The sequence below is a fragment of the Reichenbachiella sp. MALMAid0571 genome (assembly GCF_040151475.1).
Classification (GTDB): Bacteria; Bacteroidota; Bacteroidia; order Cytophagales; family Cyclobacteriaceae; genus CAXBNB01.
Genome location: NZ_JBDKWG010000120.1, coordinates 54,711 through 79,535, shown reverse-complemented (window position 1 = coordinate 79,535; position 24,825 = coordinate 54,711). Strand labels below are relative to the sequence as shown.

Genomic DNA, 24,825 nt, shown 5'->3' with positions numbered 1-24,825 from the left:
ATACCTTTGCAATCTCAATTTTTAACCCATGGGAAGTGTGAAAGAAATATTATCGGTTTCATTAATACTGTTTTCTGTAATTGATATTATTGGTAATGTCCCTATAGTCATCAATTTGCGAAAAAAGGTAGGCCATATCCAATCCGGCAAAGCCACTATTGTAGCCGGAGCTATTATGGTATTGTTCCTTTTTGTGGGGGAGACCATTCTGAATCTCTTTGGAATCGATATTGGGTCATTTGCTGTTGCAGGAGCACTTATTATGTTTTTGATAGGAATGGAAATGGTATTGGGTATAGAGCTATTCAAGTCTGACCCTGATGAAGTAACCAATACGGCTTCTATTGTTCCTATTGCTTTTCCTTTGATAGCAGGTCCCGGCACTATGACATCACTGATTTCACTTAGAGCAGAATTTGATCTTTACACTATCTTGATTGGTATAGCCATCAATGTAGTACTGATTTATCTGGTACTAAAATCATCCAACTGGCTGGAAAGAAAACTGGGATCAGCAGGCTTCAATATTCTAAGGAAAGTGTTCGGTATTATTTTATTATCAATTTCAATCAAAATTTTTAAAACTCAATTTGCCCTCGGATAATTATATGGTAACGATTTATACAGATGGGTCTTCCAGAGGAAATCCGGGTCCGGGTGGATTTGGTACAGTTTTGCTTTCGGGTAACCATCGCAAAGAAATATCAGGCGGATATAGAAAGACCACCAACAACAGAATGGAATTGCTGGCTGTAATAGCCGGGCTGGAAGCGCTAAAAAAAACCAATACAGAAGTACTGATTTATTCTGACTCCAAGTATGTAGTAGATTCTGTAGAAAAGGGCTGGCTTTGGGGTTGGGTGAAAAAGGGATTTAAAGGGAAACAAAATGCAGACTTATGGAAACGATTCATTCCTGTGTACAAACTACAAAAGGTAAAATTTAAATGGGTGAAAGGCCATGCCGGAATACCGGAAAACGAACGCTGCGATCAACTGGCAGTGGAAGCAGCCACACAACCCAACCTTCCTCCTGATATTGAGTACGAGGCAAATGGTCTTCGCACCGACAGGTAGCTCGCAATAATGTGTTTTAATTAGTTGTTTTATACTTAATAGTTGCATTAGCCAAAGCAACCTGATATATTGGGTGAACCATATTCAACAGCATGCACCATGAAGATCAATATCACATTATCAATTATCCTATATCTCATTTCATTGAGCACTCGGGCACAACACCATAACTCGTGGAAATTCGGAAAGTATTTTGATGAAAGTGGCAATTCTGTAGAAGGACTTATTTCTTATGGTTATTCGCAAAACCCTAAGTTCAAATTTAAGGAAAACGATTCTTCTAAAGAGATGAAAATCAAAGCCTCAGAGGTAAAAGGTTTTGTAGTTGAAAAAGACAGTTTTATTGTTATCCACAATTTCAAAATTGATTCACGTACATCTGTTACCAGTGGCATTATTCCGGTAGATTTTGTGCAGGTTATTGAAAGTGGAGATTTGACACTTTACAAACACTATTCTTCAGTGTATGTTGGTGGAGATTCTTATTCCAGTATCCATGGTTCTTCATCAGGAGCCGGAAGTTCTAATTTGATAGAGACGTTCATTATCAGAGAATCAAACACGGGTGTCTTGTGGACGATCTACTCTGAACCTAAAAAACTCCGTGCTCAATTGTTAGATATTTTTCAGCATGACCCTGTCCTACTATTTAGAGTGAGTCAGGAAGATTTGAATTATTCTGATCTGCCTGATCTGGTGAAAAAATACAACGAGCGTTACATTTAGATCTATATAGACACCCAACTTCTATTACCCATTGGGAAATTCTTACTTCCAATTCAAGCAGTTTAGGATAGAACAAGGAGATTGTGCCATGAAAGTGACCACAGAAGGATGCATTCTTGGTGCTTGGGTTAGCAGCAGTTCCCCCAAACGAATTCTTGATATTGGTAGCGGTACCGGATTGTTGTCGCTGATGCTGGCACAACGATATGCTTGCCCTATAGAGGCCGTTGAAATAGATAAACTCACCGCCAACCAGGCTCAATACAATTTTCAAAACTCAAAATGGAAAAATAGATTAACTATACATCCGTTGGACATCAAGGATTTCGTTAAAAAATGCGATCACTCTTTTGATCTGATCATTTCAAATCCTCCATTCTTCAAAAAAAATTTTAAGTCTGAAAATGTAGCCAAAAACCTGGCCATACATGATCAGAATCTTCCTCAGGAAATGCTGCTGATGACAATTAATAAAATGTTGAATGAAGATGGGCATGCCTTCGTTATTTATCCTGAATATGAAGCCAACCAAATTATCGAAGTTGCCAATCAACATGGTTTGTATGCTGTAGAAGAGTTGGTAATAAAGAACAAGCCGGGAAATATTGTGTTTAGAAAAATAGTTGAGATAACAAAAAAACCTTCTTTAAAAGAAAACGTCAAAGAACTACATATTAGAAATAAACAAAATGAATTTACAGAAGATTACATCGAACTCTTAAAGCCCTTCTACCTGCACTTGTAGCAATTCATCAACATCCAATTATTAACAAATCATTATTTTTTTAAATTTTAATAACCTTTTAAAAGTCTTGTCGTAAAATTGCATCGGAAACTATAAATGAATCAAAAGTTTCCTTAGTTTTTTAACAGAGAAAGATTGAATGTAGCAGAAAATATACTGGAGAAAGCAGACGCATTATTCAATAAATATGGAATACGAAGTATTTCGATGGATGAAATTGCAAGAGAGCTGGGGATTTCAAAAAAAACCATTTATCAGTACTTTAAGGATAAGGATGATATGGTTTACCAAATTACCAGAAACACTATTGAAAAAGACAAAAGTGAATTTGAAGCTGCAATGAAACAATCAGGCAATCTGGTAAGTGCGTTGGTTCAGATGTCCAAATGTTTGAGAGAGAATTTCAACAAAATAAATCCTTCCCTGATTTTTGACGTACAGAAGTACCATCCACAATCCTGGAGTATGTGGATGGATTATAAAAACGATTTTATTTTTAATACCATACTGAACACAATTGAAAAAGGCAAAACAGAAGGAATTTTCAGGCAAGAAATCAATGCAGAAATCCTCGCCAAATTCAGAATAGAACAGGTACAAATGTCATTCGACGAAAAAATTTTCCCAAGAAACAAATTTGATTTTAAAGAAGTCCAGCTAGCACTGTTTGACCATTTTGTACATGGTGTATTAACACCAAAAGGACTAAAAATTTATGATGACCTAACGAAACCAAAAGGAAATGCTTAAAACTCAAAAACCAATTTGCCTATTATTATTGTTTTTATCGCTTGTAGTGATAAAAGCATCGGCACAGCAACCAACCAATCCGCAGCAATATAGTTTGCAGGAAGCGATTGATTATGCCATCAAAAACAATACAGAAATATTAAATGCTGATCTGGAAAACAAAATATCTCAGAAGCAGATAAATGAGATATTGGCTGATGGGCTACCCCAGGTATTTGCCAACCTTGATTTGGTCAACAATCATAACATCCAAACAGCCTTTGTCCCGGCCAATGCTTTTGACCCCAGTGGCGACCCCAATGAAGTGGGAGCATTGGCTTTTGGTGTAAACTATACCGGATTGGCTTCATTGAGGGTAGAACAAATGATTTTTGACGGTTCGTTTTTCGTTGGTTTGCAAGCAGCTCGTATCTATACTGAACTGTCAAGGAAAGCACATATAAAAACAACCATTGATGTAGTGGAGGCAGTCACTAAGGCGTATTATACCGTATTGATCAACAGGGAGATGGCCGAATTGGTAACTAAAAATTATACCCGATTGGATTCTTTACTTACCGATACCAAAATAATGTATCAGAATGGTTTCGTAGAACAAATCGATGTAGATCGTATCAAAGTGGAGCACAACAATGTGAAAGTAGAAAAAGATCATCTGGATAAAATGCTCCGAATTAGTGAATCACTGTTCAAATTTCAAGCTGGATTTGATTTGAATGCTCAAATAGAATTGACGGATAAAATTGATAATGTAGTATTGGATAAACACGTAGAAAAGGTAGATAATTTCAACTATGAAAACCGAATAGAATATTCCAGTTTACAAACTCAAAAAACATTGAACAATTTGGATTTGAAAAACACCAAATCTCAATACATTCCAAAAGTGAATCTTTATGCCACTTATGGCGCAAACACAGGTACTCAAAAATTCGGAGGACTGTTCGACCTGAACGAACATCCATGGCATAGATTGGGTGTAATTGGTGTTGGCATGAACTGGCAGATTTTTGATGGGATGAGAAAAAGTGCTCAGGCTCAACAGAAAAAATACAAGGCTGAGCAAATCGAAAATGATATCAGTTCAGCAATGGTAGGTATCGACCTTGAAATAGAGCAGAGCATCAGCGATTATAATAAAAGCATCGACAACATGAATGCTCAAAAGGAAAACATGGAGCTGGCTCGGAATATTTATGAAACCACGGAGATTAAATATAAGGAAGGTGTGGGTTCCAACTCTGAAGTATTGGATGCTGATGCTTCGCTCAAACAATCCCAAACTAACTATTACAATGCATTCTTTGAAGCCTTAGTTTCAAGGGTAGAATTGCAAAAGGCACTGGGTGAATTGTATAAATAACTGACTAAAAATTTTAAATTCAAACATACTCCAAACCGATGAAAAATATATTACTAATAATTGGATTGACTCTTATAATTGCCACAGGATGTGATAACAAACCTGAGGTCGAAAAAAAGAAAGAAGAGCTTAAAAATGCTCAATCAGAACTAAAGGATCTAAGCACCAAAATTTCTAATTTGGAAAAGGAAATTGCAGCACTTGATCCTGATTTTGGAAAAAAAGAAATCAAGAAAACGCTGATTACTGCATTGAATGCAGAAAAAAAATATTTTGAACACAAAGTTGAAGTAAGAGGCTCTGTAGAATCGAGAAAAAATGTAACTGTAAGCCCGGAGATTCCGGGAAAAATCAAAAGCATTTTGGTAAAAGAAGGTCAGAAAGTACAAAAGGGACAGACACTACTTACTCTTGATGCCAGCATCATCAGAAACAATATTGAAGAATTAGAAACCTCAATGGAACTTTCTAAGACCGTATATGAAAGACAAGCCAATTTGTGGAAGAAAAATATTGGAACTGAGATTCAATATCTTCAGAGTAAAAACAACTATGAGTCTTTGGAAAGGAAACTCGCAACTTTAAATTCTCAGTTAGATCAGGCAATTATCAAAGCACCATTCGATGGAAGTATTGATGAAGTGATTGCCAAAGAAGGCGAGATTGCCCAACCCGGAATGCCACTTTTTAGAATTGTAAATCCAAATGATGTATATATCAGATCGGATGTGTCTGAAAGGTTTATAGGAGTATTCAAATCAGGTGATGAAGTAGATGTACATTTCCCATCACAAAATAAGACCATTGTTTCGACCATCACTTCTGTGGGGCAAGTGATCAATAGCCAAAACAGAACATTTGAAATTCAGGTTGCCGTGCCTTCCGGATTTAGTTCAATTAGACCTAATCAGGTTGTAGTATTGAAACTTAAGGATTATATCAATGAAGAAGCCATCACAGTGCCTACCATGGTGATTCTCAAAGACAGCAAAGGTAGCTATGTATTTAATATAGTGAAGGAAGGTTCAGAGTTGGTTGCCAAAAAAGCCCATATCGAAACAGGTGTTAGTTACAACAACGCAACTGAGATTTTGTCTGGAATCAACCCCGGTCAAAAAATAGCGAACAAAGGGGTTCGAGACTTAGCTGAAGGTGTACTTGTGAGCCTAAATTCAAATAACTAATCTGAATTCTTTCCAAACAATATAATTCAAAAACATGGAAGAAATATCGTCTAAAAAAGTAGAGAAGGAATTTGGCCTGACCACCCTTTCAATCAATAACAAAACTACCGTTTTTGTATTGACAATATTGGTGATTGTCATGGGGATTTCTGCTTATATCAATCTACCAAAAGAGAGTTTCCCTGAAGTATCTCAGCCAATCGTATATGTAGGAACTGCCCATCCCGGCAACTCGCCTGTGGATATGGAAAATCTTATCACCAGACCGATTGAAAAAGAACTGAATATCATTGATGATGTAGAAGATATCAAGTCAACATCCGTTCAGGATTATTCTACTATTATTATAGAATTTACCTCCGATACAGACATTGATGATGCATTGACAAAAGTAAAAGATGCAGTGGACAAAGCTGACTTACCTACTGACCTTGAAAACGATCCCGACGTATTTGAAATGAATATTTCCGAGGTTCCGGTGATGAACATCAATTTGTCGGGTGATTACAGCATAGAAGAACTGAACGACCGTGCGGAATATCTGGAAGATGAAATTGAAAAGCTGAAAGAGGTGTCTCGTGTAGAAATCCGGGGTGTAGATGAAAAGGAAGTACGGATCAATGTAGATCCGTACCAGATGGAAGCCCGTGAAGTCAATTTTGGAGATATCGAAAATGCCGTGAAAAACGAAAACGTTACTTTCTCCGGAGGAAATGTAAAAGAGGGAACTATCCGTCGTTCTTTGCGAATAGTAGGAGAATTTGAATCTCCAAGCGAATTGCTGGATATAGTAGTAAAGGCCGAAAAGGGAAATATTGTTTACTTGAAGGACATAGCTGAAGTAGAGTTCGACTACAAAGAAGCCCATAGTTATGCAAGGTTGGAGAAAAAACCTGTGGTGATGGTAGATGTGATCAAAAGAAGTGGAGAAAACTTACTAATAGCAAATGATAAAATCCATGAGATCATAGATGCTGCCAGAGAGAACGGACAGTTACCAAAAGACATCAATATAAATATTACTGGTGATCAGTCTGAGCAAACCAGAGACATGGTTGAAAGTCTTGAAAACAACATTATTTCAGGAGTGCTTCTGGTTGTAATGGTGTTGTTGTTTTTCTTAGGCACCCGTAACGCACTATTTGTGGGAGCTGCAATTCCATTGTCCATGTTTATGTCATTTATGATTCTGGGAGCTTTTGGCATTACTATCAATATGATGGTACTCTTTTCTCTTATTATGGCATTGGGTATGCTGGTGGATAATGGCATTGTAGTGGTGGAAAATGTTTACCGACTCAGAGAAGAAGGCTATTCTGCTTTTGAAGCTACTAAAAACGGAGTAGGCGAAGTTGCTTTGCCAATCATCGCATCCACATCCACTACCCTGGCAGCATTCCTTCCGTTGGCTTTTTGGCCTGGAATTATGGGGGAATTCATGAAATACCTTCCCATTACTCTGATGGTCACTTTGGGATCTTCTTTGTTTGTCGCTTTAGTAATCAATCCTGTTTTGATTGCAGTGTTTATGAAACTGGATTCAGGTGAAGCGATCAATCATAAAAAAACCTGGATGTACACCGGAATAGCATTGATATTTGGTACTCTTTTGCTCGTCATCAAAATGACGGTCTTAGGAAATCTATCCATCATGTTGGGACTATTGATCCTTACGAATGTTTACATTCTGGCACCTATTTCCAGAGTCTTTCAAAACTCATTTTTGCCCTGGCTGGAAAGATTGTACAAAAGCCTGTTGACTTATGCCTTCAAAGGTAGTAACCCACATTTTTTCTTTTGGGGAACAGTAATACTGTTGTTCTTTTCTTTTGCGTTAATGGTAGTATTTCCACCAAAAGTCAACTTCTTTCCTGAAACTCCTCCAAAGTATGTCAATGTATTTATCGAATATCCAGTAGGAACGGACATTGAAACAACCAATAAATTTTCCAAGGAAATAGAAGACATAGTACTTGACGTGGTTGAGCCCTATGGGAGTGTGGTAGAGTCAGTCATTGCCAATGTTGGTGAGGGAACAGCAGATCCTTTGGATCAAACTGCTTTTGGTCAGAAAGACACACCAAACAAGGGTAGAATCATGATCAATTTCGTGGAATTCAAAGATCGGGGTGGTGTTGATACAAAAGAAATTTTGGATACGCTCAGGGCATCCATAAAAGATTACCCGGGCGTATCTGTGGTGGTTGATAAAGATGTAAATGGCCCTCCTGTAGGAAAACCCATTAGTATTGAAATTTCCGGGGAAGAATTTGACCAGCTCATAGCAGTTGCCGAGCAAATGACCAAAGTCATCAATGAGTCAGGTATCAAAGGAATCGAGAGACTCAAATCAGACATGGAAACCAGTAAGCCTGAGTTGATAGTGAATATTGACAGAGAAAAGGCACGAAGGTTTGGACTATCTACCAGTACCATTGCTATGGAGGTACGTACATCTCTATTTGGTAAAGAAATATCCAAGTATAAGGAAGGTGAGGACGATTATGAAATACAACTCAGGCTTCAGGAAAAATACCGTCACGATGTTGATGCCCTTATGAACAAAAGTGTTGTGTTTAGAAACCAAACCAGTGGAGAAATGCATAGCGTTCCGATTTCATCAGTAGCCAAGGCTGAAATCAGTTCTACTTTTGGTTCCATCAAGCGTAAAGACCTTGATCGTGTGATCAGCCTGACTTCCAATGTAGAAAGCGGGTACAACGCTACGGATGTAAACGATCAATTGAAAGAACTACTGGCTGACTTTAAAATGCCTCCGGGATATGAGTTTAAGTTTGGTGGAGAGCAGGAAAAGCAAGCAGAAGAAATGGCTTTTTTGAGTAAAGCACTGTTGATTGCCGTATTTCTGATCTTCCTGATCATTGTATCCCAGTTCAACAAGGTAACATCTCCATTTATTATCATGATATCTGTTGTGCTTAGTACCATTGGTGTATTTCTTGGCCTGATTATATTCAGAATGGAATTTTCAGTAATGATGACTATGATAGGTATTATTTCTTTGGCTGGAATAGTCGTGAACAATGCTATTGTATTGATTGACTTTATAGAGTTGAGCAGGAGCAGGAGAAGAGCAGAATTGGGTACGAACGAAAAATTGCCTTTTGATGAAATTATTCAAGCCATCATACAGGCGGGAGCTACCAGGTTGAGACCAGTGCTGTTGACTGCAATTACCACCATACTTGGTTTAATTCCTTTAGCGGTTGGGATCAACATCGATTTCCTTCAGTTCTTCCAAAATTACAACGCCAATTTTTACATGGGAGGAGACAATGTGGCATTCTGGGGGCCTATGTCCTGGACAATTATTTTTGGATTAACATTCGCTACATTCCTTACCCTGGTGATTGTACCGGTCATGTACCTGTTCTTTTCTAAAATCAACAGAAAGTTGGGAATCAGTTGAAATAAAACCTTTGTCCAATTCTTAAAAGCACTTCTCTATGGGAAGTGCTTTTTTATTTCATTATTTTGAAAAAACTAAATAGATCAAGTTTTTCCTGCAATTACTCAACCAAATAACTCCCCCACTTTGCAATGCTTCGGAGAATAGGTATTAACTCCCTGCCTTTATCGGTGAGGCTATATTCCACTCTGGGAGGTGTTTCGGCAAATGCCGTCCGTAAAATCAGTTTGTCATTGACCAATTCATTGAGCTGTGCCGTCAGCACTTTTCTCGAAATACCCATAATGGCATCATCCAACTGCCCAAATCTCATATTTGACTTTTCCAGATTATAAATTATCAATGGCTTCCACTTACCACCAATAACATTCAAAGACATTGTTAAAGGACATTTACAATCAACCGTTTTCATGACGTTGGTGCTTTTTGTTACTTCATTTCAACAACTTTTTTTAAAACCTGACTTTTAATAGTTACATTTAGTAACTATTAAAAGTCACTTTTCGTAACAGATACAAATATAAAAACGAAAGAATGGAAAATAAAATTGTATTTATTACAGGGACCAACAGTGGGTTTGGTTACCTAACAGCAAAAAGTTCAGCCAAAAAAGGATATACCGTCTATGCTTCCATGCGAGACATTGACGGTCGTAATGCTGACAAAGCGAAAGAACTTTCATCTATAACCAACATTACGGTTGTTGAACTGGACGTAACCAATGCTGAAAATGTAAAAGAGGTGATTGCATCAATTATTTCTAAAGAAGGTAAGCTGGATGTGGTAGTGAACAACGCCGGATATTTTGGAGGTGGAATTACTGAGGCATACACTGAAGATGACTTTGAAAAAATGTTTGATGTCAATGTAAAGGGAACATGGAGAGTGATTAAAGCAAGTTTACCGCAAATGAGAAAGCAAGGAGACGGTTTAATTATTAACACTTCCAGTGGGCTAGGTCGTTTTTCCGCTCCTTTCATGACCATTTACAACAGTACTAAATTTGCTGTAGAAGGGCTCACCGAAGGGTTGCACTACGAAGTAAAACCCTTGGGTGTAGATGTGGTTTTAATTCAGCCGGGAGCATTTCCAACAGAAATTTTTGGTAAAACTACTTACGGGTCAGATCAGGATGTAACCAGCGGCTATGGAGATTTGGCTAAAATACCGGAACAAATTGGAATTGGCATGGGACAGATGTTCGAAACTATGAAGCCAGACCCACAAATGATTCCTGATGCTATCCTTAAGCTTATTGACACGTCCAAAGGCCAGCGGCCATTAAGAACTGTAGTTGATGGAATGACAGGAACAATCATAGAAAAGGCAAATGAACAAGTTAAAGAAGGATATGTTGATTTTATGACAGCTTTCGGCATGAAAGAAATGGTGAATTAAGTTGTTCCTCTTTTTAAAGCAAAAAGTCAAAACGTAAATCGTCTTGACTTTTTGTTTTTTACTGACAATTGGAAATACCTGTCCGGTAAAGATTGTGATTTTTTTCAAAACCTAATAAAAAACAGCTCACAGCCTCATTTCAGAGAATTTTCAATTAATTTGCAATGGGTAAAGTAAAGTTATACGTTATAAAGCATACTTCTGTATAGTGGACAAAATAGGTGATATAGAAATCAGAGTTGTTGGCAAATCAGGTAATTTGGACTTAAAACCTGAAAATTACGACATCAAGCATATTGCAAGCATATTGCAAAATGTTGAAGATTTACTATACCCAAATAACAAAAAAGATAGACCACTGATCACCTATGATATTCAAGAAGGTTCTGTTAAACACATTTTCAAAACCCCGATTCAATATATTATTGGTTTTAGTGCCATATTGACCCAAATTCAGGAAACAAATTCTATCGACTTTCTTGATTTAAAAACTGCACGTGCAATAGAAAACATCCAACAGCTTTCACAACAAAAAAATTACGAATTTCAATTTAGTACTTCTATAAAAAAAGACATTGAGCTTTCGATAAATCCGTTTACCAAATTCTTTAGAACAGAAAATACTTGGGTTGACGCTGAACTTTATTTCTATGGAATTTTAAAAGATGCAGGAGGTAAAAGTAAAGCAAATATCCACATTGATACAGAAGACTATGGGTATTTAGCTATTGAAACGGTTCAGGATTTTTTAATGGAACAAGAAGAAAATTTGCTTTATAAAAAATATGGTGTTCGTGCATCAGGAAAACAAAATGTTGAAACTGGTGAAATTGATACTAAAACCTTGAAATTAATCGAGCTTATAAACTATAATCCAAAGTATGATTCTGACTATCTATCACTGCTAATAAATAAAGCGAAGAAAAGTTGGCAGGGAATTGACACGGATGATTGGATATCAAATATGAGGGGAGGTTATGAAGCATAGTGTTCTACTTGATACAAGTTTCTTTGTTCGTTTACTAAATGACCAAGACAACCTTCATAACAATGCAAAAGGATACTTTCGCTACTTTTTAGAGAATGAAATTGTTCTTAAAGTTTCTACCATTTCCATAGCTGAGTATTGTGTAAAAGGTAAAATTGACGAATTACCACTCCGTAATGTTCAAATCATTCCGTTTAACTTAGATCAGGCGCAAAGAACAGGAGAATTTGCTCAAGTAATATTTACAGAAAATAAGGTTAGCAAAGCAAAACTTGAACCCAGAGCAATTATACCCAATGACTCAAAGCTGTTTGCACAAGCTGATTTAGATATAACCATCACATATTTTGTCACTTCTGATGGAAGATCAAAAAACACACTCGCAACTTTAAAAAAACAAATAAATCCTAAGTTTGAAATAATTGACATTGCAAGCCCCTACAATGAAATATTTGGAATTTTGGATTTACATTAAGGGAATAAAGCCATACAATCAAGCAATTTTTACAGTTGATCGTCTCAATCCTTCCTTAGTTGTATTCAGTAAGAGACGTGCCCAAATAAATCATATTTTGTAAAACAAAACAACTCTAATAAAGACCTATTTTTGCTTAGAATTCACTTCCATCAATAAAACATTTATGCTCGGATTAAAATTGGCTACAGACCCTCGATGGGCTACACTGGTTGAAACAAACATTGAAGAAATCTTGACCGATCACGCATGGTGCGAGCAAAAGGCAGCCACCAATGCCATTACCATTATTTCACTCAATCCTGAGCATACAGATTTAGTGACTGATCTGTTGCTTCTGGCACAAGAAGAGTTGGTACATTTTCAAATGGTCCATGACATCATCAAAAAAAGAGGTTACTCCCTAGGTCGTGAACGCAAGGACAGTTATGTCAATGAACTGTTTAAAGTAGGCATTAAAGGCGGAAGCCGTCAACAAAGTCTGGTGGGCAGGCTCCTGTTTTCAGCTATGATAGAAGCACGCAGTTGCGAACGTTTTAAAGTACTGTCAGAAAACATCAAGGATGAAGAATTGTCAAAGTTTTACCATGAATTGATGATCAGCGAAGCAGGTCACTACACTACTTTTTTAGGTTTTGCCCGCAAGTATGGAGAAGGAATTGATGTTGATCAGCAGTGGAAAGACCTATTGGAACAGGAAGGACAAATCATTCAAAACTACGGCAAATCAGAAACCATTCACGGGTAATGATTCAAAAAAGAAAGCTCCACTTGCCCAAAGCACTCAGGAGGACTATCTTAGTTGTTGAATGTCAGAAAAAATAAACGTTTTTTGGTTTAGACGAGATCTTAGGTTGCATGACAACCATGGCCTCTTTATGGCTCTCCGTTCGGGACTTCCAGTGCTCCCAATTTTCATCTTTGACAAAGAAATTCTTTCCGGTTTACCAAAAGACGATGCAAGGGTAAGTTTTATCCATAATACCCTGAAAGGCATCAACCAACAGCTTCAAAAAGTTAATTCTTCCTTATTCATCAAGCATGACCACATCTTAGAAGCCTGGAAAAAAATATTGGATCAATACGAAATTCAAGAAGTCTTCACCAACCATGATTATGAACCCTATGCACTGAATAGAGATAAGGAAGTTCAGCAATTATTAGAAGTGAAGAAAATAGGATTCCATACCTTTAAAGATCAGGTGATTTTTGAAAAGGGTGAAATAACAAAAGCTGACGGGACTCCTTATACCATTTACACTCCTTACAAAAACAAGTGGCTGGAGAAATTTTCTATTGAAAAAAACACTCTTCCATTTAGCTCAGAAGGTCTTTCTAATCATTTTTTCAAAAAGAATTTCAGTTTTCCAACATTAGAGGAGTTAGGTTTTTCAAAAAGTGAGATTGATGTCAGTCCGTTTGAAAAAGAATACATAAAACAATATGATCAATACCGGGACATTCCATACCTGGATCGAACAACAAGGCTGGGAACACACCTGCGGTTTGGAACAATTAGTGTGAGACAAGTGGTACAAATTGCCGCAAAAACCAATCAGGTATTTTTAAGTGAACTGATTTGGCGTGAGTTTTTCATGATGATCCTTTTTTATTTTCCACAGGTTGTTCATCAAAGTTTCAAACCAAAATACGACAACATCAAGTGGTTAAATAATGAGCAGCAGTTCAAAGCATGGTGCAATGGAGAGACTGGCTATCCAATGGTAGATGCTGGCATGAATCAACTGAATCAAACCGGGTTTATGCACAACAGGGTAAGGATGGTGGTTGCCAGTTTTTTGTGCAAGCATTTGCTGATAGACTGGCGATGGGGAGAAGCGTATTTCGCAGAAAAACTGCTGGACTATGAGCTGTCCTCCAACAATGGCAACTGGCAGTGGGCGGCAGGTTGCGGTTGCGATGCTGCTCCCTATTTCAGAGTTTTCAATCCTACTATCCAATTGAAAAAATTTGACCCAGACCTGAAATACATAAAAAAGTGGCTTCCTGAATTTAACTCGCTAAATTACCCTCAACCAATAGTTGATCATTCCGTTGCAAGAGACAGGGCTATTAGTACTTACAAATCAGGCATAGCAATGTGAGATATGAGTTTAGAAACAGAATTATCATTCAAGAAGCACTCCGGTATTTTTACATTGACAACTGAGCAAAAACTACCCATCAGCCTTGAAGAAGCATGGGAGTTTTTTTCATCACCCAAGAATCTGGTAAAAATCACCCCTGAGCATATGGGATTCAAAATTACCTCAGGAGAACCATCAAAAATGTATCAGGGACAAATCATTACGTATCAAATAGGATTACTTCCCGGAATAAAGTCGGGATGGGTGACAGAAATCACTTACGTGAATGAACCTAACCTGTTTGTAGATGAGCAGCGTTATGGCCCATACAGCATGTGGCATCATGAGCATTCATTCGGGCCGACAGAAGGTGGCATTTTAGTCAAAGACAAAGTTTCTTACAAAATTCCGTTTTGGTTCATAGGCATTATCGTAGAAAAAATATTCATAAGAAAACAACTCAAAAACATCTTTCAGCATAGAAAGAAAGTTTTGAATCAACTTTTTAATTGACAAACCATGTTCGGATTATTTAAAAAGAAAACGCAAAAGGAAAAGCTGCAACTCAAATACGAAAAGTTGACTAAAGTAGCTTTTGAACTTTCGCACACCAATCGAAAACTTGGAGATGAAAAACTCGCTGAGGCAGATGCAGTCATGCGTGAGATTGAATCTTTAGAGAAACAATAAAACTTTGTCCCGACCATAAATGACCTTTGCTATCTGATACAAACTTTTGGATGTTAGCTAAAGCTTCTTTTACTTTAGCACATTATGGATAGAAAGATAAAACTGATTTGGGATTTTCATGGCGGACATGCCAAGGGCACTGCGGCTCACCACAGCATTCATCTGGGTGAGTTTGCCACAAGAGAAAAACTAAGTAGTCATGGTCATGGTGCTGAAGACTTTTCCGAAATGCACTCAATCGCTTATCTGATTGTGGATGAAAAAGACATGATCACAGTGAGGGATGCCCTCAGGCCACAAAGAGCCGAAGAAGCTTAAGTGAGTGACTAAACAGACAAACAACAGAATTAACCTTTTGCATTTTTTCTCAAAATTCCGACACGAAGTATTCTGGCCAGCATTCATTCTGCTGCTTACAGCGTTGGTCTATAGTATTTTAGATCAGGAGGCATTCTTTGAATCTACCATAGCCATCAACAATTTCATCATCAACAAGTTTGGTTGGCTATTCAGCGTGGGCACACTTCTGATGTTTTTAAGCTGTATGATGCTTTATTTTCATCCGGTCTCAAAAAATAGAATTGGTGGAAAAGATGCCATACCCATGCTGAACAAATGGCAATGGTTTTCCATAGTATTGTGTACTACCATTGCCACGGGAATCATATTTTGGGGTACGGCCGAGCCCATTTATCACATAGTTTCTCCACCAAAGTTTTCGGGTCTGATACCAAACTCTCAGGCTACCGGAGCATTTGCCATGTCTGTGATGTACCTGCACTGGAGCTTTATTCCTTATGCCATCTATGCCGTGCCTGCTGTAGTATTTGCCATAGCATTTTACAATAAAAATCTACCCTTTAGTCTTCAATCCACTTTGTTTCCTTTTTTTGGTAAAAAAAATATAAAATGGCTTGGTTCCGGGATCGATGGCATCTGCTTGTATGCTTTGGTTGCCGGTATGGCTGCTTCTCTCGGAGCAGGAATACTCACATTGTCTGGTGGTTTCAACTACCTGTTGAATTGGAATCCAACCTGGTTGTTGTTGGTGCTTACTCTGACCATAGTATTTTCGTTTATCCTGTCAGCAGTCTCAGGTCTGATGAAAGGCATTCGTATTTTGTCAGATATCAATGCTAAAATTTTCATGGCATTGGCTCTTTTTATTCTGGTAACCAGCAATATTTTCTCAATTGTCAAACTATCAGCAGAGGGGCTTTGGATTTATGCAACTCATTTCTTTGAGTATGGCACTCTATCTATCGCCTATCCCGACGATCCCTGGCCAAAAAGCTGGACAACTTTCAACTGGGCAAACTGGCTGGCATGGGCACCCATTACTGCCCTTTTCTTAGGGAAATTATCCTATGGATATACCATCCGTCAATTCCTACTCTTCAATTGGATTATCCCTTCTGTGTTCGGTATCATTTGGATGTCTTTATTTAGTGGCACAGCCATTGATATTTTTCTAAATCAGGGAATGGATTTGGGAATGGTGCTATCCAAAGAAGGGCCGGAAGCCATTATTTATCAAATTTTCGAAACGGTTCCTTTTTCAAAAATCATTGCTGGCGTTTTTTTATTCACGGCTTTCTTGTCGTATGTGACAGCAGCAGATTCGAATACAGAAGCGATGAGCGGCATCAGTTCCACAGGCATATCCCCTACTTCTCCAAGCCCTCCGGTGATCATCAAAATAGCCTGGGGGTTGACCATTGGCACAGTAGCCTACACCATGATAAGCATGGCAGGTGTAGGAGGCATCAAAATGCTATCCAATCTGGGAGGACTACCTGCCCTGATTTTAATTTTGATGATCAATATTGGATTGCTAAAAATGATGTTTTTTTCTAAAGGTAAATTGTAATCAAGGGATTACTTATTGTTGTACAATCAGTAAAGAAAAACAGAATAAACAATGGCAATATTTCTACTGTGCGGCCTTCACCTACGCAGAGGTAATGACTCACCTTCTGTATTCGTCATACCTGTAAAGGCAGGCATCTCATGATTTTAAAAAAGCAAATGTTTTTGCCGCATGGAAAAATATACTTTGATAACTCTCCGGGCCGTCAAACTCTGGAAGTGTAAAAAAATGATCATATTTGAAAACATGACGTTCCTTTTTTATAATTTATGAAGCCATCCACTCCACTTGCAAATGCACAAAAAATCAAACTCTTTGCCAAAGAATTGGGCTTTGACTTTTGTGGTATAGCTAAAGCCGGTTTTTTGGAAGAAGAAGCTCCGAGATTGGAACAATGGCTCAACCAAGGCATGCACGGGCAAATGCACTATATGGCCAATCATTTTGACAAACGTCTTGACCCGACCAAACTCGTAGAAGGTGCCAAGTCGGTTATTTCTCTTATATACAATTATTACCCCATTGAAGACTTAACACATAAAGCCGGGTACAATATTGCCAAATACGCTTATGGAAAAGACTATCATTTCGTGATCAAAGACAAGCTCAAAACGTTTTTTGAGAAGATAACAGAAAAAATTGGTGAAGTAGCTGGTAGGGTGTTTGTAGATTCAGCTCCTGTTCATGAACGAGCATGGGCTGCCAAAGCAGGAGTAGGTTGGATAGGAAAAAACAGTCTCTTACTCAACAAAAAGCAAGGTTCATTTTTCTTTTTGGCCGAGATCATACTCGATCTCGAACTGGAATATGACCTGCCTGTAACTGACCATTGTGGTACATGTACTGCTTGTATGGATGCCTGTCCCACAGATGCCATTTCCGATCCTTATGTCGTAGATGGTAGTCGATGTATTTCTTACCTTACTATCGAGTTGAAAGAAAATATACCTTCTGTATTCAAAGACAAATTTGAAGACTGGATCTTTGGCTGTGACATATGTCAGGACGTTTGTCCCTGGAATCGTTTTTCAAAACCACATCAGGAACCGGAATTCAACCCTCATCCGGATTTGAAAGACATGACCAAACGGGATTGGGAAGAAATCACCGAAGAAGTTTTCCAAAAAATATTTAAAAAATCGGCAGTAAAGAGAACGAAGTTTTCGGGATTGAAACGGAACGTCAGGTTTGCAAGGAAATGATTTATTAGACTTATTTAAGACTATGAAAAAATCAATTACATGACTCTAAAGTTTAAATAACCAAAAGCTTTCTTACAAAATCCGAATAAATAAGACAAGAGGGTTTAATCGTTCGTTCAATTACTTTCTGATATCTATAATTCCCTAATCCAAATATTTCGATAGCTCACTGGGTTGGAGTGATCCTGTAACATAAGAGGTAATTTCCCGTGGGCCTTGTTTTGTGGCAGTCCGACATATGGAGTAGTACCTTTTATTTCGGTATGGTTTTGAATCAGTACATTGTTGTGAAACACAGTGATATATGCTGATGATACTTTTATGCCATCATCATTAAATACCGGAGCTTTATAGATAATATCATAAACCTGCCATTCTCCCGGCCCCTTAGATGCATTTACCAGTGGCATAGTCTGCTTGTAGATAGCACCAGCTTGTCCGTTGGAATAAGTTCTGTTTCCGTAGCTGTCCAAAACCTGAAGCTCATAATTGGATTGCAGAAAAATACCACTGTTGCCACGCCCCTGGCCATCACCTTTTACTTCAGCTGGAGTTCGCCATTCGATATGAATTTGCGCATCTCCAAATGACCTCACTGTTTTTATGCCATCTGTACCATTTACAATCATGGCATTGTCTTTAAGGTCCCATTTCGCCTTGCCACCTTTTACCGAAACCCATTCATCCAGGTTTTTTCCATCAAATAGCACAATGGCATCTTCTGGTGGAGCTGCCATGCTGGTTGTTTTTACTACTCTTGGTTCAGGTTCCCATACTTCCGTGTCTTTTGGGTCTTTAGTTTGTCCCAGCACATATTGCGATGAGGCGATCAGGCATATAATTAAGAATTTGTTTTTCATGATTTTGTTTATTGTATGTGTACTGTATTTTTCGTTTTAGCTCAGGCTTGAACCTACTTTTTTCAGTAAGTCTCTGGTAAGAATGATTCCTTCTTCTTCACTTACATTTCCTCCTTCAAACTCTATGCCTACATATCCGGTGTATCCTGCATCTTTTACATAAGACATCATTTTTTTATAATCGATTTCTGATTCATTTCCGTTGGCATCAAAATCATGGGTTTTAGCACTTACTGCTTTGGCAAAAGGCATCATTAGTTCTACTCCTTTATATTTATCGTATTCTTCTTGACAGATTGTTTTGCCATCAGCATCCTTACCTCTCGAAATACAGAAGTTGCCAAAATCAGGCAGTGTACCACAGTTGGGTAAATTCACTTGCTTCATCACGTCTGTCAGCCATTCTGCATTGGAAGACATCCCTCCATGATTTTCTACGATAACATTGATGTTTTTCTCTGCACCGAAAGTGGCAAGCCTGCCAAGACCATCTACTGCAGCAGTTTTTTGATCTTCAGGCGAGCCATCACCCGCTGCATTTACCCTGATAGCGTGACACCCTAAATGAACCGCAGCATCTACCCATTTGTAGTGATTTTCTACAGCTTCTGTTCTTTTTTTATCGTCTGTAGTTGCAAGTTGACCTTCGCCATCTATCATTATAAGTACATTTTTCACACCTTCCTGATCCGCTCTTTTATTCATTTCGTTCAAATAAACTTTGTCTTTTGCTTTGTCCTTGAAAAAAGAGTTGACATATTCGACTCCATCTATTTCAAAACTTCGTGCCTTAGCTGCAAAATCGAGGTTGTCCAATTCTTTAGCGAAGAGTTGTCTGTGTAGAGACCATTGAGCTAGCGATATCTTAAAAAATAATCCGGCAGCTACGGCTTTCTCGACTGTTTCTATTTGTTTTTTGTCTTGGCTTTTCGAATTGTTGGTGCAGGAAGACAGACCTAAGATTGATAGCCCCGCCATAGTTTTGGAAGAGTTTTCAATAAATTTTCTTCTTTTCATAGAATTATAAATTTTGCTCTGGTTAGTAATAAAACTTAATAGTTAAGTTTTCAACCGAACAATCTAGTTATTTATTTATAAAAGGTGGAACGTGACCGGAGAAAATTGGAGATTTGAAACAGATTTTTTTATGTGATGAATTGGAGTTTTGAGTTTTGAAAAAAAAAATAAAAAAAAGACGGAAAATCTGGTTCACGCAGGTGAAATGTTGCTGAATTAATAATAGATTTATTAAATTCTAAACTGAAAAATCAACATGTCGAAAGGAACTCCCTTGAGTAAAAGGTCTAATTTATAGTTGATAAGGAGATGTTGACCACTTACTATAACTATCAAATCATTAAAGTATGGAGAAGAAGCAATTGAAGAATACGGTTTTAACCGAGGTGGCCTGGGAGGTTTGTAATCAGGTAGGAGGTATTTATACTGTGATCAGATCCAAGGTGCCTGTTATGATAGACAAATGGGGTGACAATTATTTGTTGTTAGGCCCATACATACACCATAATGTGGCTACTGATTTTGAATCGGCTGAATCAGACGATAGCAATATGAGTAAAGCAGTTGATCGGTTGAGAGAGATGGGTTTAGAAGTACATTATGGTACGTGGCTTGTGTCTGGAAGACCTAAAACCGTTTTGTTCAATCCTTATTCTGTGATGCATGAGTTAGGGAATATCAAATATTTTTACAATCAAAATCACCATATAGATTTCAAAAACCATGATCCATTGTTGGATCAGGTATTAGCATTTGGATATATGGTAAAAATATTCTTGTCTGAATTGACAAGGATTTGTTTGGATGACGGAGTACAGGTTATTTCTCATTTTCATGAGTGGATGGCTGGTACTGCCATCCCGGATTTACGAAAAGAACAGATTCCTGTCAAAACGGTTTTTACTACCCACGCCACTATGCTGGGGCGATACCTGGCTATGAATGACCCTTTCTTTTATGATCATTTACCATTTTTGAATTGGGAAGTAGAGGCAAAGAATTTTAATATTGATGCTGTTGTTAGATTGGAACGGGCATGTGCACATGGTTCTCATATTTTCACTACGGTGAGTGATGTTACAGGCCAGGAATGCATTCACCTGTTGGGCAGAGCACCTGATCAAATTTTACCTAATGGGCTTAACATAGAGCGGTTTAGTGTATTGCATGAAGTTCAAAATATCCATCAAAAATACAAGACAAAGATTCAACACTTTGTGATGGGACATTTTTTTCAGAGCTATTCGTTTGAACTGGATAAAACACTTTTCTTCTTCACTTCTGGCAGGTTTGAATATAGAAACAAAGGCTATGACTTAGCACTTGAAGCTCTTGCCAGGCTCAATTGGAAAATGAAAGAGGCGAACTCGGATATGACAGTAGTGATGTTTATCGTCACCAAACAACCTGTCCATTCTATTAGCCCACATGTGCTAAACTCAAGAGCGGTGCTCGAAGAAATAGATGACAACTGTGATTCCATATTAAAATTAGTGAAAAAGAAGCTATTTCAACATGCAGCCAGCAATCAGGAAGACCACAGACTACCATCACTCAATGATATGGTGGATGATTACTGGAGGTTAAGGTATAGACGAACCATACAATCCTGGAAGACGGGTAATCTGCCAAGTGTTGTCACACACAATTTGGTGGATGATACCAACGATGCAGTGTTGCAATTTTTGAGAAATTCTAATCTGGTGAATAAAGCAGAGGACCGGGTGAAATTTGTTTACCATCCTGATTTTATTTCTACTTCCAGTCCATTGTTTGGACTAGATTATGGTGAATTTGTACGGGGATGCCATCTTGGAATCTTTCCAAGCTACTACGAGCCATGGGGATATACACCTGTAGAGTGTTTGGCAAGTGGAGTTCCTGCAGTTACATCCGACTTATCCGGATTTGGAGATTACATTAAAAATGTGCCTACAGGAAATGAGGAACATGGCATGTACATAGTTGAAAGAGCTAAAAAAGATTTTAATGACTCGGCTGATGATTTGGCTAATATTCTTTTCAGATTTGTTCAGACGACCAGAAAAGAAAGAATTACTATGAGAAATAAATCTGAAGACCTCTCTGAGGTTTTTGATTGGAAAAATCTATACTCCGAATATCAAAAAGCCTATTTGCTTGCTACTGAAAGTGTTTCAATAGAGGCATAAAAGGTAGATTTGTAATAGAAATCACAAATTTTAAACTCAAAACCATTTAACTAATAAACCAATTACAACATTATGTTTAGCGAACAAGAAAAAAAGCAGATAGAAGAAAGAGGTTCTGACATAGCACAGGTTGAGCAGCAAGTTGAGAACTTTATTAACGGATTTCCTTTTTTGAATGCGGGAAGAGCGGCTTCAGTGGGAGATGGTATTCTCAAATTCAGTGATGATGAAGTCAAGCACTATCAGCAGTTGTATGTAGATAAATCAAAAAGTAAAAAGATTATCAAATTTGTCCCGGCTTCAGGAGCGGCCAGCAGAATGTTCAAGGAACTGTTTGCTTTTTTAGAAGATAAGAATTTTGAAAAGAATAAGGCTGTTCAGCAATTTATTGCAGGCCTAAGCAATTTCGCATTTTATGATGAATTAGTGTCGAATTTGAAATCAAAGAGAATAAATGTAGAAAAAGCGTTGGAAGATAAGGATTATAGTCCTGTAATATCTGAGCTGTTATCTTCAGAAGGTATGGACTATGGCAGTTTGCCCAAGGGGCTGTTGAAATTCCATAGATATGGAGATAGAACGAGAACCCCTGCTGAAGAGCATTTTTCAGAAGGGGCATCATACGCTGTGAGTGATGGGAATGTTGTGTACTTACATTTTACGGTTTCTCCAGAGCATCAGGAGAAATTTGAAAAGCATGTGAATGAGATTAAACCATATTACGAGCAATTGTCTGGCGTTACCTATGAAGTAACTTTTTCACAGCAAAAAAAATCAACAGATACCATAGCAGTTGATCTGGACAATAAACCATTTAAAGAAGAAGAAAAAATACTATTTCGCCCTGCCGGGCACGGAGCACTGTTGAGTAACTTGAACGATCTGGATGGAGATGTTGTGTTTATTAAGAATGTTGACAATGTGGTGCCTGACAAGTTGAAAGAATCAACCATACTATATAAGCAGGTGATTGGAGGATTGCTTTTGGAGCTTCAGGACAAGGTATTTGAGTTGACGCAAAAGTTGAAGGATGGGAATTCGGCAATTAAAGAATCAGAACAATTTTTGAGAGACAAAATAAATTTGAAATTACCTGAAAGTTACGCAGATATGAATGCACAAGAAAAAGTAAAGTACTTGTTATCTAAGCTTGATAGGCCGATTCGTGTTTGCGGAATGGTGAAAAACACAGGAGAGCCGGGAGGTGGGCCTTTTTGGGTTAAAGATCAGGATGGTACAGAAGCCATACAGATTGGAGAAACAGCCCAAATAGATTTGTCTAATCCTGATCAGGCAAATATGTTGAAGAATTCAACACATTTTAGCCCTACCGACTTGGTGTGTGGAATAAAAGATCGAAATGGCAACAAGTATGACCTAATGGAACACAGAGATCCCCAGACGGGTTTTATCACCAGTAAATCTAAAAGTGGAAGAGACTTAAAAGCGCAGGAATTGCCCGGACTATGGAATGGTTCTATGGCAAATTGGAATTCTGTGATGGTGGAAGTGCCACTTTCTACTTTCAATCCCGTAAAGACAGTAAATGATTTACTGAAGCCAGCCCATCAATAAATAAGTCATTCTCACTCTATTAAACCTCGAATTAACAATTTTTAACAGAATTGGTGGTAGAGGCTTGGTAATATCATTTTGTATCTACAAAACTTAATTTATTTTTGCTACCCTCTTAAAAATAAGTAAATGAACATGGAAGCAGCTGCAAGCATTGATTTGAAAAAAGAACATCAGGAAAAGATTAAAAGTGTCTTTGAAGAGATGAAGAAGGTGGTAGTAGGGCAAGAGTACATGGTCAATAGGCTGATGATAGGACTGTTTACTCAAGGCCACATCCTGCTCGAAGGGGTTCCAGGGCTTGCGAAAACGCTTACGGTAAACACGCTGGCCAATGTGTTGCACCTGGATTTTAAAAGGATACAGTTTACACCTGATTTGCTGCCGGCAGATTTGATTGGTACCATGATCTACAACCAAAAAGCTTCTAATTTCGAGGTAAAAAAAGGGCCGATATTTTCCAATCTGATACTGGCAGATGAGGTGAACCGATCACCGGCGAAAGTACAGTCAGCCCTGCTGGAAGCTATGCAGGAACGACAAGTAACTATTGGTGAGACTACCTATCAACTCGACCGCCCTTTTCTGGTGTTGGCTACACAAAACCCTGTGGATCAGGAAGGAACGTATCCATTGCCGGAAGCTCAGGTAGATAGATTCATGATGAAAGTGCATGTGAACTATCCTTCAAAAGAGGACGAATTAGAAGTCATGAGAAGGATGTCTAACCTGGGATTTAAAGGAGAAGTGCAGACCATGTTGACAAAAGAGGATGTATTTGGCATAAGGGATGAAATCAATAGCATTAAGCTTTCAGAATCACTGGAGAAATATATAATAGAACTGGTGTTTGCAACCAGAGATCCTGAACAATATGGAATGAAGGAAGAAGCACATTACATCCAATTTGGAGCATCTCCCCGTGCCTCCATTAATCTCAACCTTGCAGCGAAAGCAGTGGCTTATCTTGAAGGGCGTGATTTTGTCTTGCCAGAAGACATCAAGGAAATCGCAGATGACGTGTTGAACCACAGAATCATCCTCAATTATGAAGCTGAAGCTGATGGAGTAACCACTCACCATATTATCGACACGCTGTTGAAAAAAATTAATATTAACAGGTAGTTCGCTACTGAACGGTATAAACTATCTTACTGTAATTCAGTATTCTAAAATCACATGACGGAAGGAATTGCTTCTTCGAAAAAAGCTGGCTTT

At 38.1% G+C, this 24,825-nt stretch carries 24 protein-coding genes; 21 read left to right on the top strand and 3 right to left on the bottom strand.

Annotation, left to right across the window (positions count from 1 at the left end; translation table 11 throughout):
* Positions 1-28 precede the first annotated feature (28 nt).
* The 8 genes from AAOP42_RS08590 to AAOP42_RS08555 all read left to right on the top strand — a co-directional run bounded on the left by AAOP42_RS08590 (position 29) and on the right by AAOP42_RS08555 (position 9,274).
* The gene (locus AAOP42_RS08590) at positions 29-604 is read left to right on the top strand and encodes a MarC family protein (protein ID WP_349528080.1); all 576 of its coding nucleotides are present in this window, start codon (positions 29-31) and stop codon (positions 602-604) included.
* Between the two features lie 4 nt (positions 605-608).
* Positions 609-1,076 (top strand): ribonuclease HI, encoded by a 468-nt coding sequence (gene rnhA, locus AAOP42_RS08585; RefSeq protein ID WP_349528079.1) that lies wholly within the window; start codon positions 609-611, stop codon positions 1,074-1,076.
* A 99-nt stretch (positions 1,077-1,175) separates the two neighbouring features.
* Positions 1,176-1,802, top strand: coding sequence for a hypothetical protein (locus AAOP42_RS08580; RefSeq protein WP_349528078.1), 627 nt, complete (start codon positions 1,176-1,178; stop codon positions 1,800-1,802).
* Between the two features lie 31 nt (positions 1,803-1,833).
* The gene (locus AAOP42_RS08575) at positions 1,834-2,547 is read left to right on the top strand and encodes a tRNA1(Val) (adenine(37)-N6)-methyltransferase (RefSeq protein WP_349528077.1); all 714 of its coding nucleotides are present in this window, start codon (positions 1,834-1,836) and stop codon (positions 2,545-2,547) included.
* Positions 2,548-2,682: 135 nt separating this feature from the next.
* The gene (locus tag AAOP42_RS08570; protein WP_349528076.1) at positions 2,683-3,297 is read left to right on the top strand and encodes a TetR/AcrR family transcriptional regulator; all 615 of its coding nucleotides are present in this window, start codon (positions 2,683-2,685) and stop codon (positions 3,295-3,297) included.
* Positions 3,290-4,660, top strand: coding sequence for a TolC family protein (locus tag AAOP42_RS08565; RefSeq protein WP_349528075.1), 1,371 nt, complete (start codon positions 3,290-3,292; stop codon positions 4,658-4,660). Before AAOP42_RS08570 ends, AAOP42_RS08565 begins: the two co-directional genes overlap by 8 nt.
* Positions 4,661-4,698: 38 nt before the next feature.
* Complete coding sequence (locus AAOP42_RS08560) at positions 4,699-5,844, top strand: efflux RND transporter periplasmic adaptor subunit (protein ID WP_349528074.1); 1,146 nt, start codon at positions 4,699-4,701, stop codon at positions 5,842-5,844.
* Positions 5,845-5,878: 34 nt separating this feature from the next.
* On the top strand, positions 5,879-9,274 hold the full coding sequence (locus tag AAOP42_RS08555; protein WP_349528073.1) for an efflux RND transporter permease subunit: 3,396 nt from the start codon (positions 5,879-5,881) through the stop codon (positions 9,272-9,274).
* 100 nt (positions 9,275-9,374) lie between these two features.
* Here the strand turns inward: AAOP42_RS08555 and AAOP42_RS08550 are convergent, their stop codons facing one another.
* Complete coding sequence (locus tag AAOP42_RS08550; protein WP_349528072.1) at positions 9,375-9,686, bottom strand: winged helix-turn-helix transcriptional regulator; 312 nt, start codon at positions 9,684-9,686, stop codon at positions 9,375-9,377.
* Between the two features lie 122 nt (positions 9,687-9,808).
* Between AAOP42_RS08550 and AAOP42_RS08545 the strand changes: the two genes are divergently transcribed.
* The 10 genes from AAOP42_RS08545 to queG all read left to right on the top strand — a co-directional run bounded on the left by AAOP42_RS08545 (position 9,809) and on the right by queG (position 17,984).
* The gene (locus AAOP42_RS08545; RefSeq protein WP_349528071.1) at positions 9,809-10,672 is read left to right on the top strand and encodes an SDR family oxidoreductase; all 864 of its coding nucleotides are present in this window, start codon (positions 9,809-9,811) and stop codon (positions 10,670-10,672) included.
* 208 nt (positions 10,673-10,880) lie between these two features.
* Complete coding sequence (locus tag AAOP42_RS08540; RefSeq protein WP_349528070.1) at positions 10,881-11,660, top strand: hypothetical protein; 780 nt, start codon at positions 10,881-10,883, stop codon at positions 11,658-11,660.
* On the top strand, positions 11,650-12,135 hold the full coding sequence (locus AAOP42_RS08535) for a hypothetical protein (RefSeq protein WP_349528069.1): 486 nt from the start codon (positions 11,650-11,652) through the stop codon (positions 12,133-12,135). The genes AAOP42_RS08540 and AAOP42_RS08535 overlap by 11 nt, the downstream gene beginning before the upstream one ends.
* 166 nt (positions 12,136-12,301) lie before the next feature.
* The gene (locus tag AAOP42_RS08530) at positions 12,302-12,883 is read left to right on the top strand and encodes a MiaE family protein (RefSeq protein WP_349528068.1); all 582 of its coding nucleotides are present in this window, start codon (positions 12,302-12,304) and stop codon (positions 12,881-12,883) included.
* A gap of 61 nt (positions 12,884-12,944) precedes the next feature.
* On the top strand, positions 12,945-14,240 hold the full coding sequence (locus AAOP42_RS08525; RefSeq protein ID WP_349528067.1) for a cryptochrome/photolyase family protein: 1,296 nt from the start codon (positions 12,945-12,947) through the stop codon (positions 14,238-14,240).
* 3 nt (positions 14,241-14,243) lie between these two features.
* On the top strand, positions 14,244-14,735 hold the full coding sequence (locus AAOP42_RS08520; RefSeq protein WP_349528066.1) for an SRPBCC family protein: 492 nt from the start codon (positions 14,244-14,246) through the stop codon (positions 14,733-14,735).
* A gap of 6 nt (positions 14,736-14,741) precedes the next feature.
* Positions 14,742-14,912: a Lacal_2735 family protein gene (locus tag AAOP42_RS08515; RefSeq protein ID WP_349528065.1), complete on the top strand. Its 171-nt coding sequence runs from the start codon at positions 14,742-14,744 to the stop codon at positions 14,910-14,912.
* Between the two features lie 84 nt (positions 14,913-14,996).
* Entirely contained in the window at positions 14,997-15,230 is a 234-nt protein-coding gene (locus AAOP42_RS08510; RefSeq protein WP_349528064.1) for a hypothetical protein, read from the top strand.
* Between the two features lie 4 nt (positions 15,231-15,234).
* A complete protein-coding gene (locus tag AAOP42_RS08505) occupies positions 15,235-16,782 on the top strand; it encodes a BCCT family transporter (protein WP_349528063.1) in 1,548 nt (515 codons plus the stop codon).
* Between the two features lie 269 nt (positions 16,783-17,051).
* The gene (gene queG, locus AAOP42_RS08500; RefSeq protein ID WP_349528062.1) at positions 17,052-17,984 is read left to right on the top strand and encodes a tRNA epoxyqueuosine(34) reductase QueG; all 933 of its coding nucleotides are present in this window, start codon (positions 17,052-17,054) and stop codon (positions 17,982-17,984) included.
* Between the two features lie 134 nt (positions 17,985-18,118).
* On the opposite strand, the gene AAOP42_RS08495 is transcribed toward queG, so the two are convergent.
* Positions 18,119-18,844, bottom strand: coding sequence for a 3-keto-disaccharide hydrolase (locus AAOP42_RS08495; protein ID WP_349528061.1), 726 nt, complete (start codon positions 18,842-18,844; stop codon positions 18,119-18,121).
* 36 nt (positions 18,845-18,880) lie between these two features.
* Positions 18,881-19,861, bottom strand: a complete 981-nt coding sequence (locus AAOP42_RS08490) for a sugar phosphate isomerase/epimerase family protein (protein WP_349528060.1) — start codon at positions 19,859-19,861, stop codon at positions 18,881-18,883.
* Between the two features lie 347 nt (positions 19,862-20,208).
* Between AAOP42_RS08490 and AAOP42_RS08485 the strand changes: the two genes are divergently transcribed.
* From AAOP42_RS08485 to AAOP42_RS08475, 3 genes are all read left to right on the top strand, one after another.
* Positions 20,209-22,032 carry a glycosyltransferase gene (locus AAOP42_RS08485; protein ID WP_349528059.1) on the top strand — a complete coding sequence of 608 codons (1,824 nt, stop codon included), beginning with the start codon at positions 20,209-20,211 and terminating at the stop codon, positions 22,030-22,032.
* Between the two features lie 72 nt (positions 22,033-22,104).
* On the top strand, positions 22,105-23,607 hold the full coding sequence (locus AAOP42_RS08480) for a DUF4301 family protein (protein ID WP_349528058.1): 1,503 nt from the start codon (positions 22,105-22,107) through the stop codon (positions 23,605-23,607).
* A 135-nt stretch (positions 23,608-23,742) separates the two neighbouring features.
* Positions 23,743-24,732 carry an AAA family ATPase gene (locus tag AAOP42_RS08475; protein ID WP_349528097.1) on the top strand — a complete coding sequence of 330 codons (990 nt, stop codon included), beginning with the start codon at positions 23,743-23,745 and terminating at the stop codon, positions 24,730-24,732.
* Positions 24,733-24,825: the final 93 nt, after the last annotated feature.

Excerpts from the sequence above, each read along its gene's own strand:
- AAOP42_RS08530 (WP_349528068.1), top strand. The coding sequence starts at position 12,302 with ATGCTCGGATTAAAATTGGCTACAGACCCTCGATGGGCTACACTGGTT.
- AAOP42_RS08590 (WP_349528080.1), top strand. The coding sequence starts at position 29 with ATGGGAAGTGTGAAAGAAATATTATCGGTTTCATTAATACTGTTTTCT.
- AAOP42_RS08485 (WP_349528059.1), top strand. The coding sequence starts at position 20,209 with ATGGAGAAGAAGCAATTGAAGAATACGGTTTTAACCGAGGTGGCCTGG.
- AAOP42_RS08475 (WP_349528097.1), top strand. The coding sequence starts at position 23,743 with ATGGAAGCAGCTGCAAGCATTGATTTGAAAAAAGAACATCAGGAAAAG.
- rnhA (WP_349528079.1), top strand. The coding sequence starts at position 609 with ATGGTAACGATTTATACAGATGGGTCTTCCAGAGGAAATCCGGGTCCG.
- AAOP42_RS08495 (WP_349528061.1), bottom strand. The coding sequence starts at position 18,844 with ATGAAAAACAAATTCTTAATTATATGCCTGATCGCCTCATCGCAATAT.
- AAOP42_RS08565 (WP_349528075.1), top strand. The coding sequence starts at position 3,290 with ATGCTTAAAACTCAAAAACCAATTTGCCTATTATTATTGTTTTTATCG.
- AAOP42_RS08535 (WP_349528069.1), top strand. The coding sequence starts at position 11,650 with ATGAAGCATAGTGTTCTACTTGATACAAGTTTCTTTGTTCGTTTACTA.
- AAOP42_RS08515 (WP_349528065.1), top strand. The coding sequence starts at position 14,742 with ATGTTCGGATTATTTAAAAAGAAAACGCAAAAGGAAAAGCTGCAACTC.
- AAOP42_RS08545 (WP_349528071.1), top strand. The coding sequence starts at position 9,809 with ATGGAAAATAAAATTGTATTTATTACAGGGACCAACAGTGGGTTTGGT.
- AAOP42_RS08520 (WP_349528066.1), top strand. The coding sequence starts at position 14,244 with ATGAGTTTAGAAACAGAATTATCATTCAAGAAGCACTCCGGTATTTTT.
- AAOP42_RS08550 (WP_349528072.1), bottom strand. The coding sequence starts at position 9,686 with ATGAAAACGGTTGATTGTAAATGTCCTTTAACAATGTCTTTGAATGTT.
- AAOP42_RS08510 (WP_349528064.1), top strand. The coding sequence starts at position 14,997 with ATGGATAGAAAGATAAAACTGATTTGGGATTTTCATGGCGGACATGCC.
- AAOP42_RS08555 (WP_349528073.1), top strand. The coding sequence starts at position 5,879 with ATGGAAGAAATATCGTCTAAAAAAGTAGAGAAGGAATTTGGCCTGACC.
- AAOP42_RS08480 (WP_349528058.1), top strand. The coding sequence starts at position 22,105 with ATGTTTAGCGAACAAGAAAAAAAGCAGATAGAAGAAAGAGGTTCTGAC.
- AAOP42_RS08490 (WP_349528060.1), bottom strand. The coding sequence starts at position 19,861 with ATGAAAAGAAGAAAATTTATTGAAAACTCTTCCAAAACTATGGCGGGG.
- AAOP42_RS08560 (WP_349528074.1), top strand. The coding sequence starts at position 4,699 with ATGAAAAATATATTACTAATAATTGGATTGACTCTTATAATTGCCACA.
- queG (WP_349528062.1), top strand. The coding sequence starts at position 17,052 with ATGAAGCCATCCACTCCACTTGCAAATGCACAAAAAATCAAACTCTTT.
- AAOP42_RS08580 (WP_349528078.1), top strand. The coding sequence starts at position 1,176 with ATGAAGATCAATATCACATTATCAATTATCCTATATCTCATTTCATTG.
- AAOP42_RS08525 (WP_349528067.1), top strand. The coding sequence starts at position 12,945 with ATGTCAGAAAAAATAAACGTTTTTTGGTTTAGACGAGATCTTAGGTTG.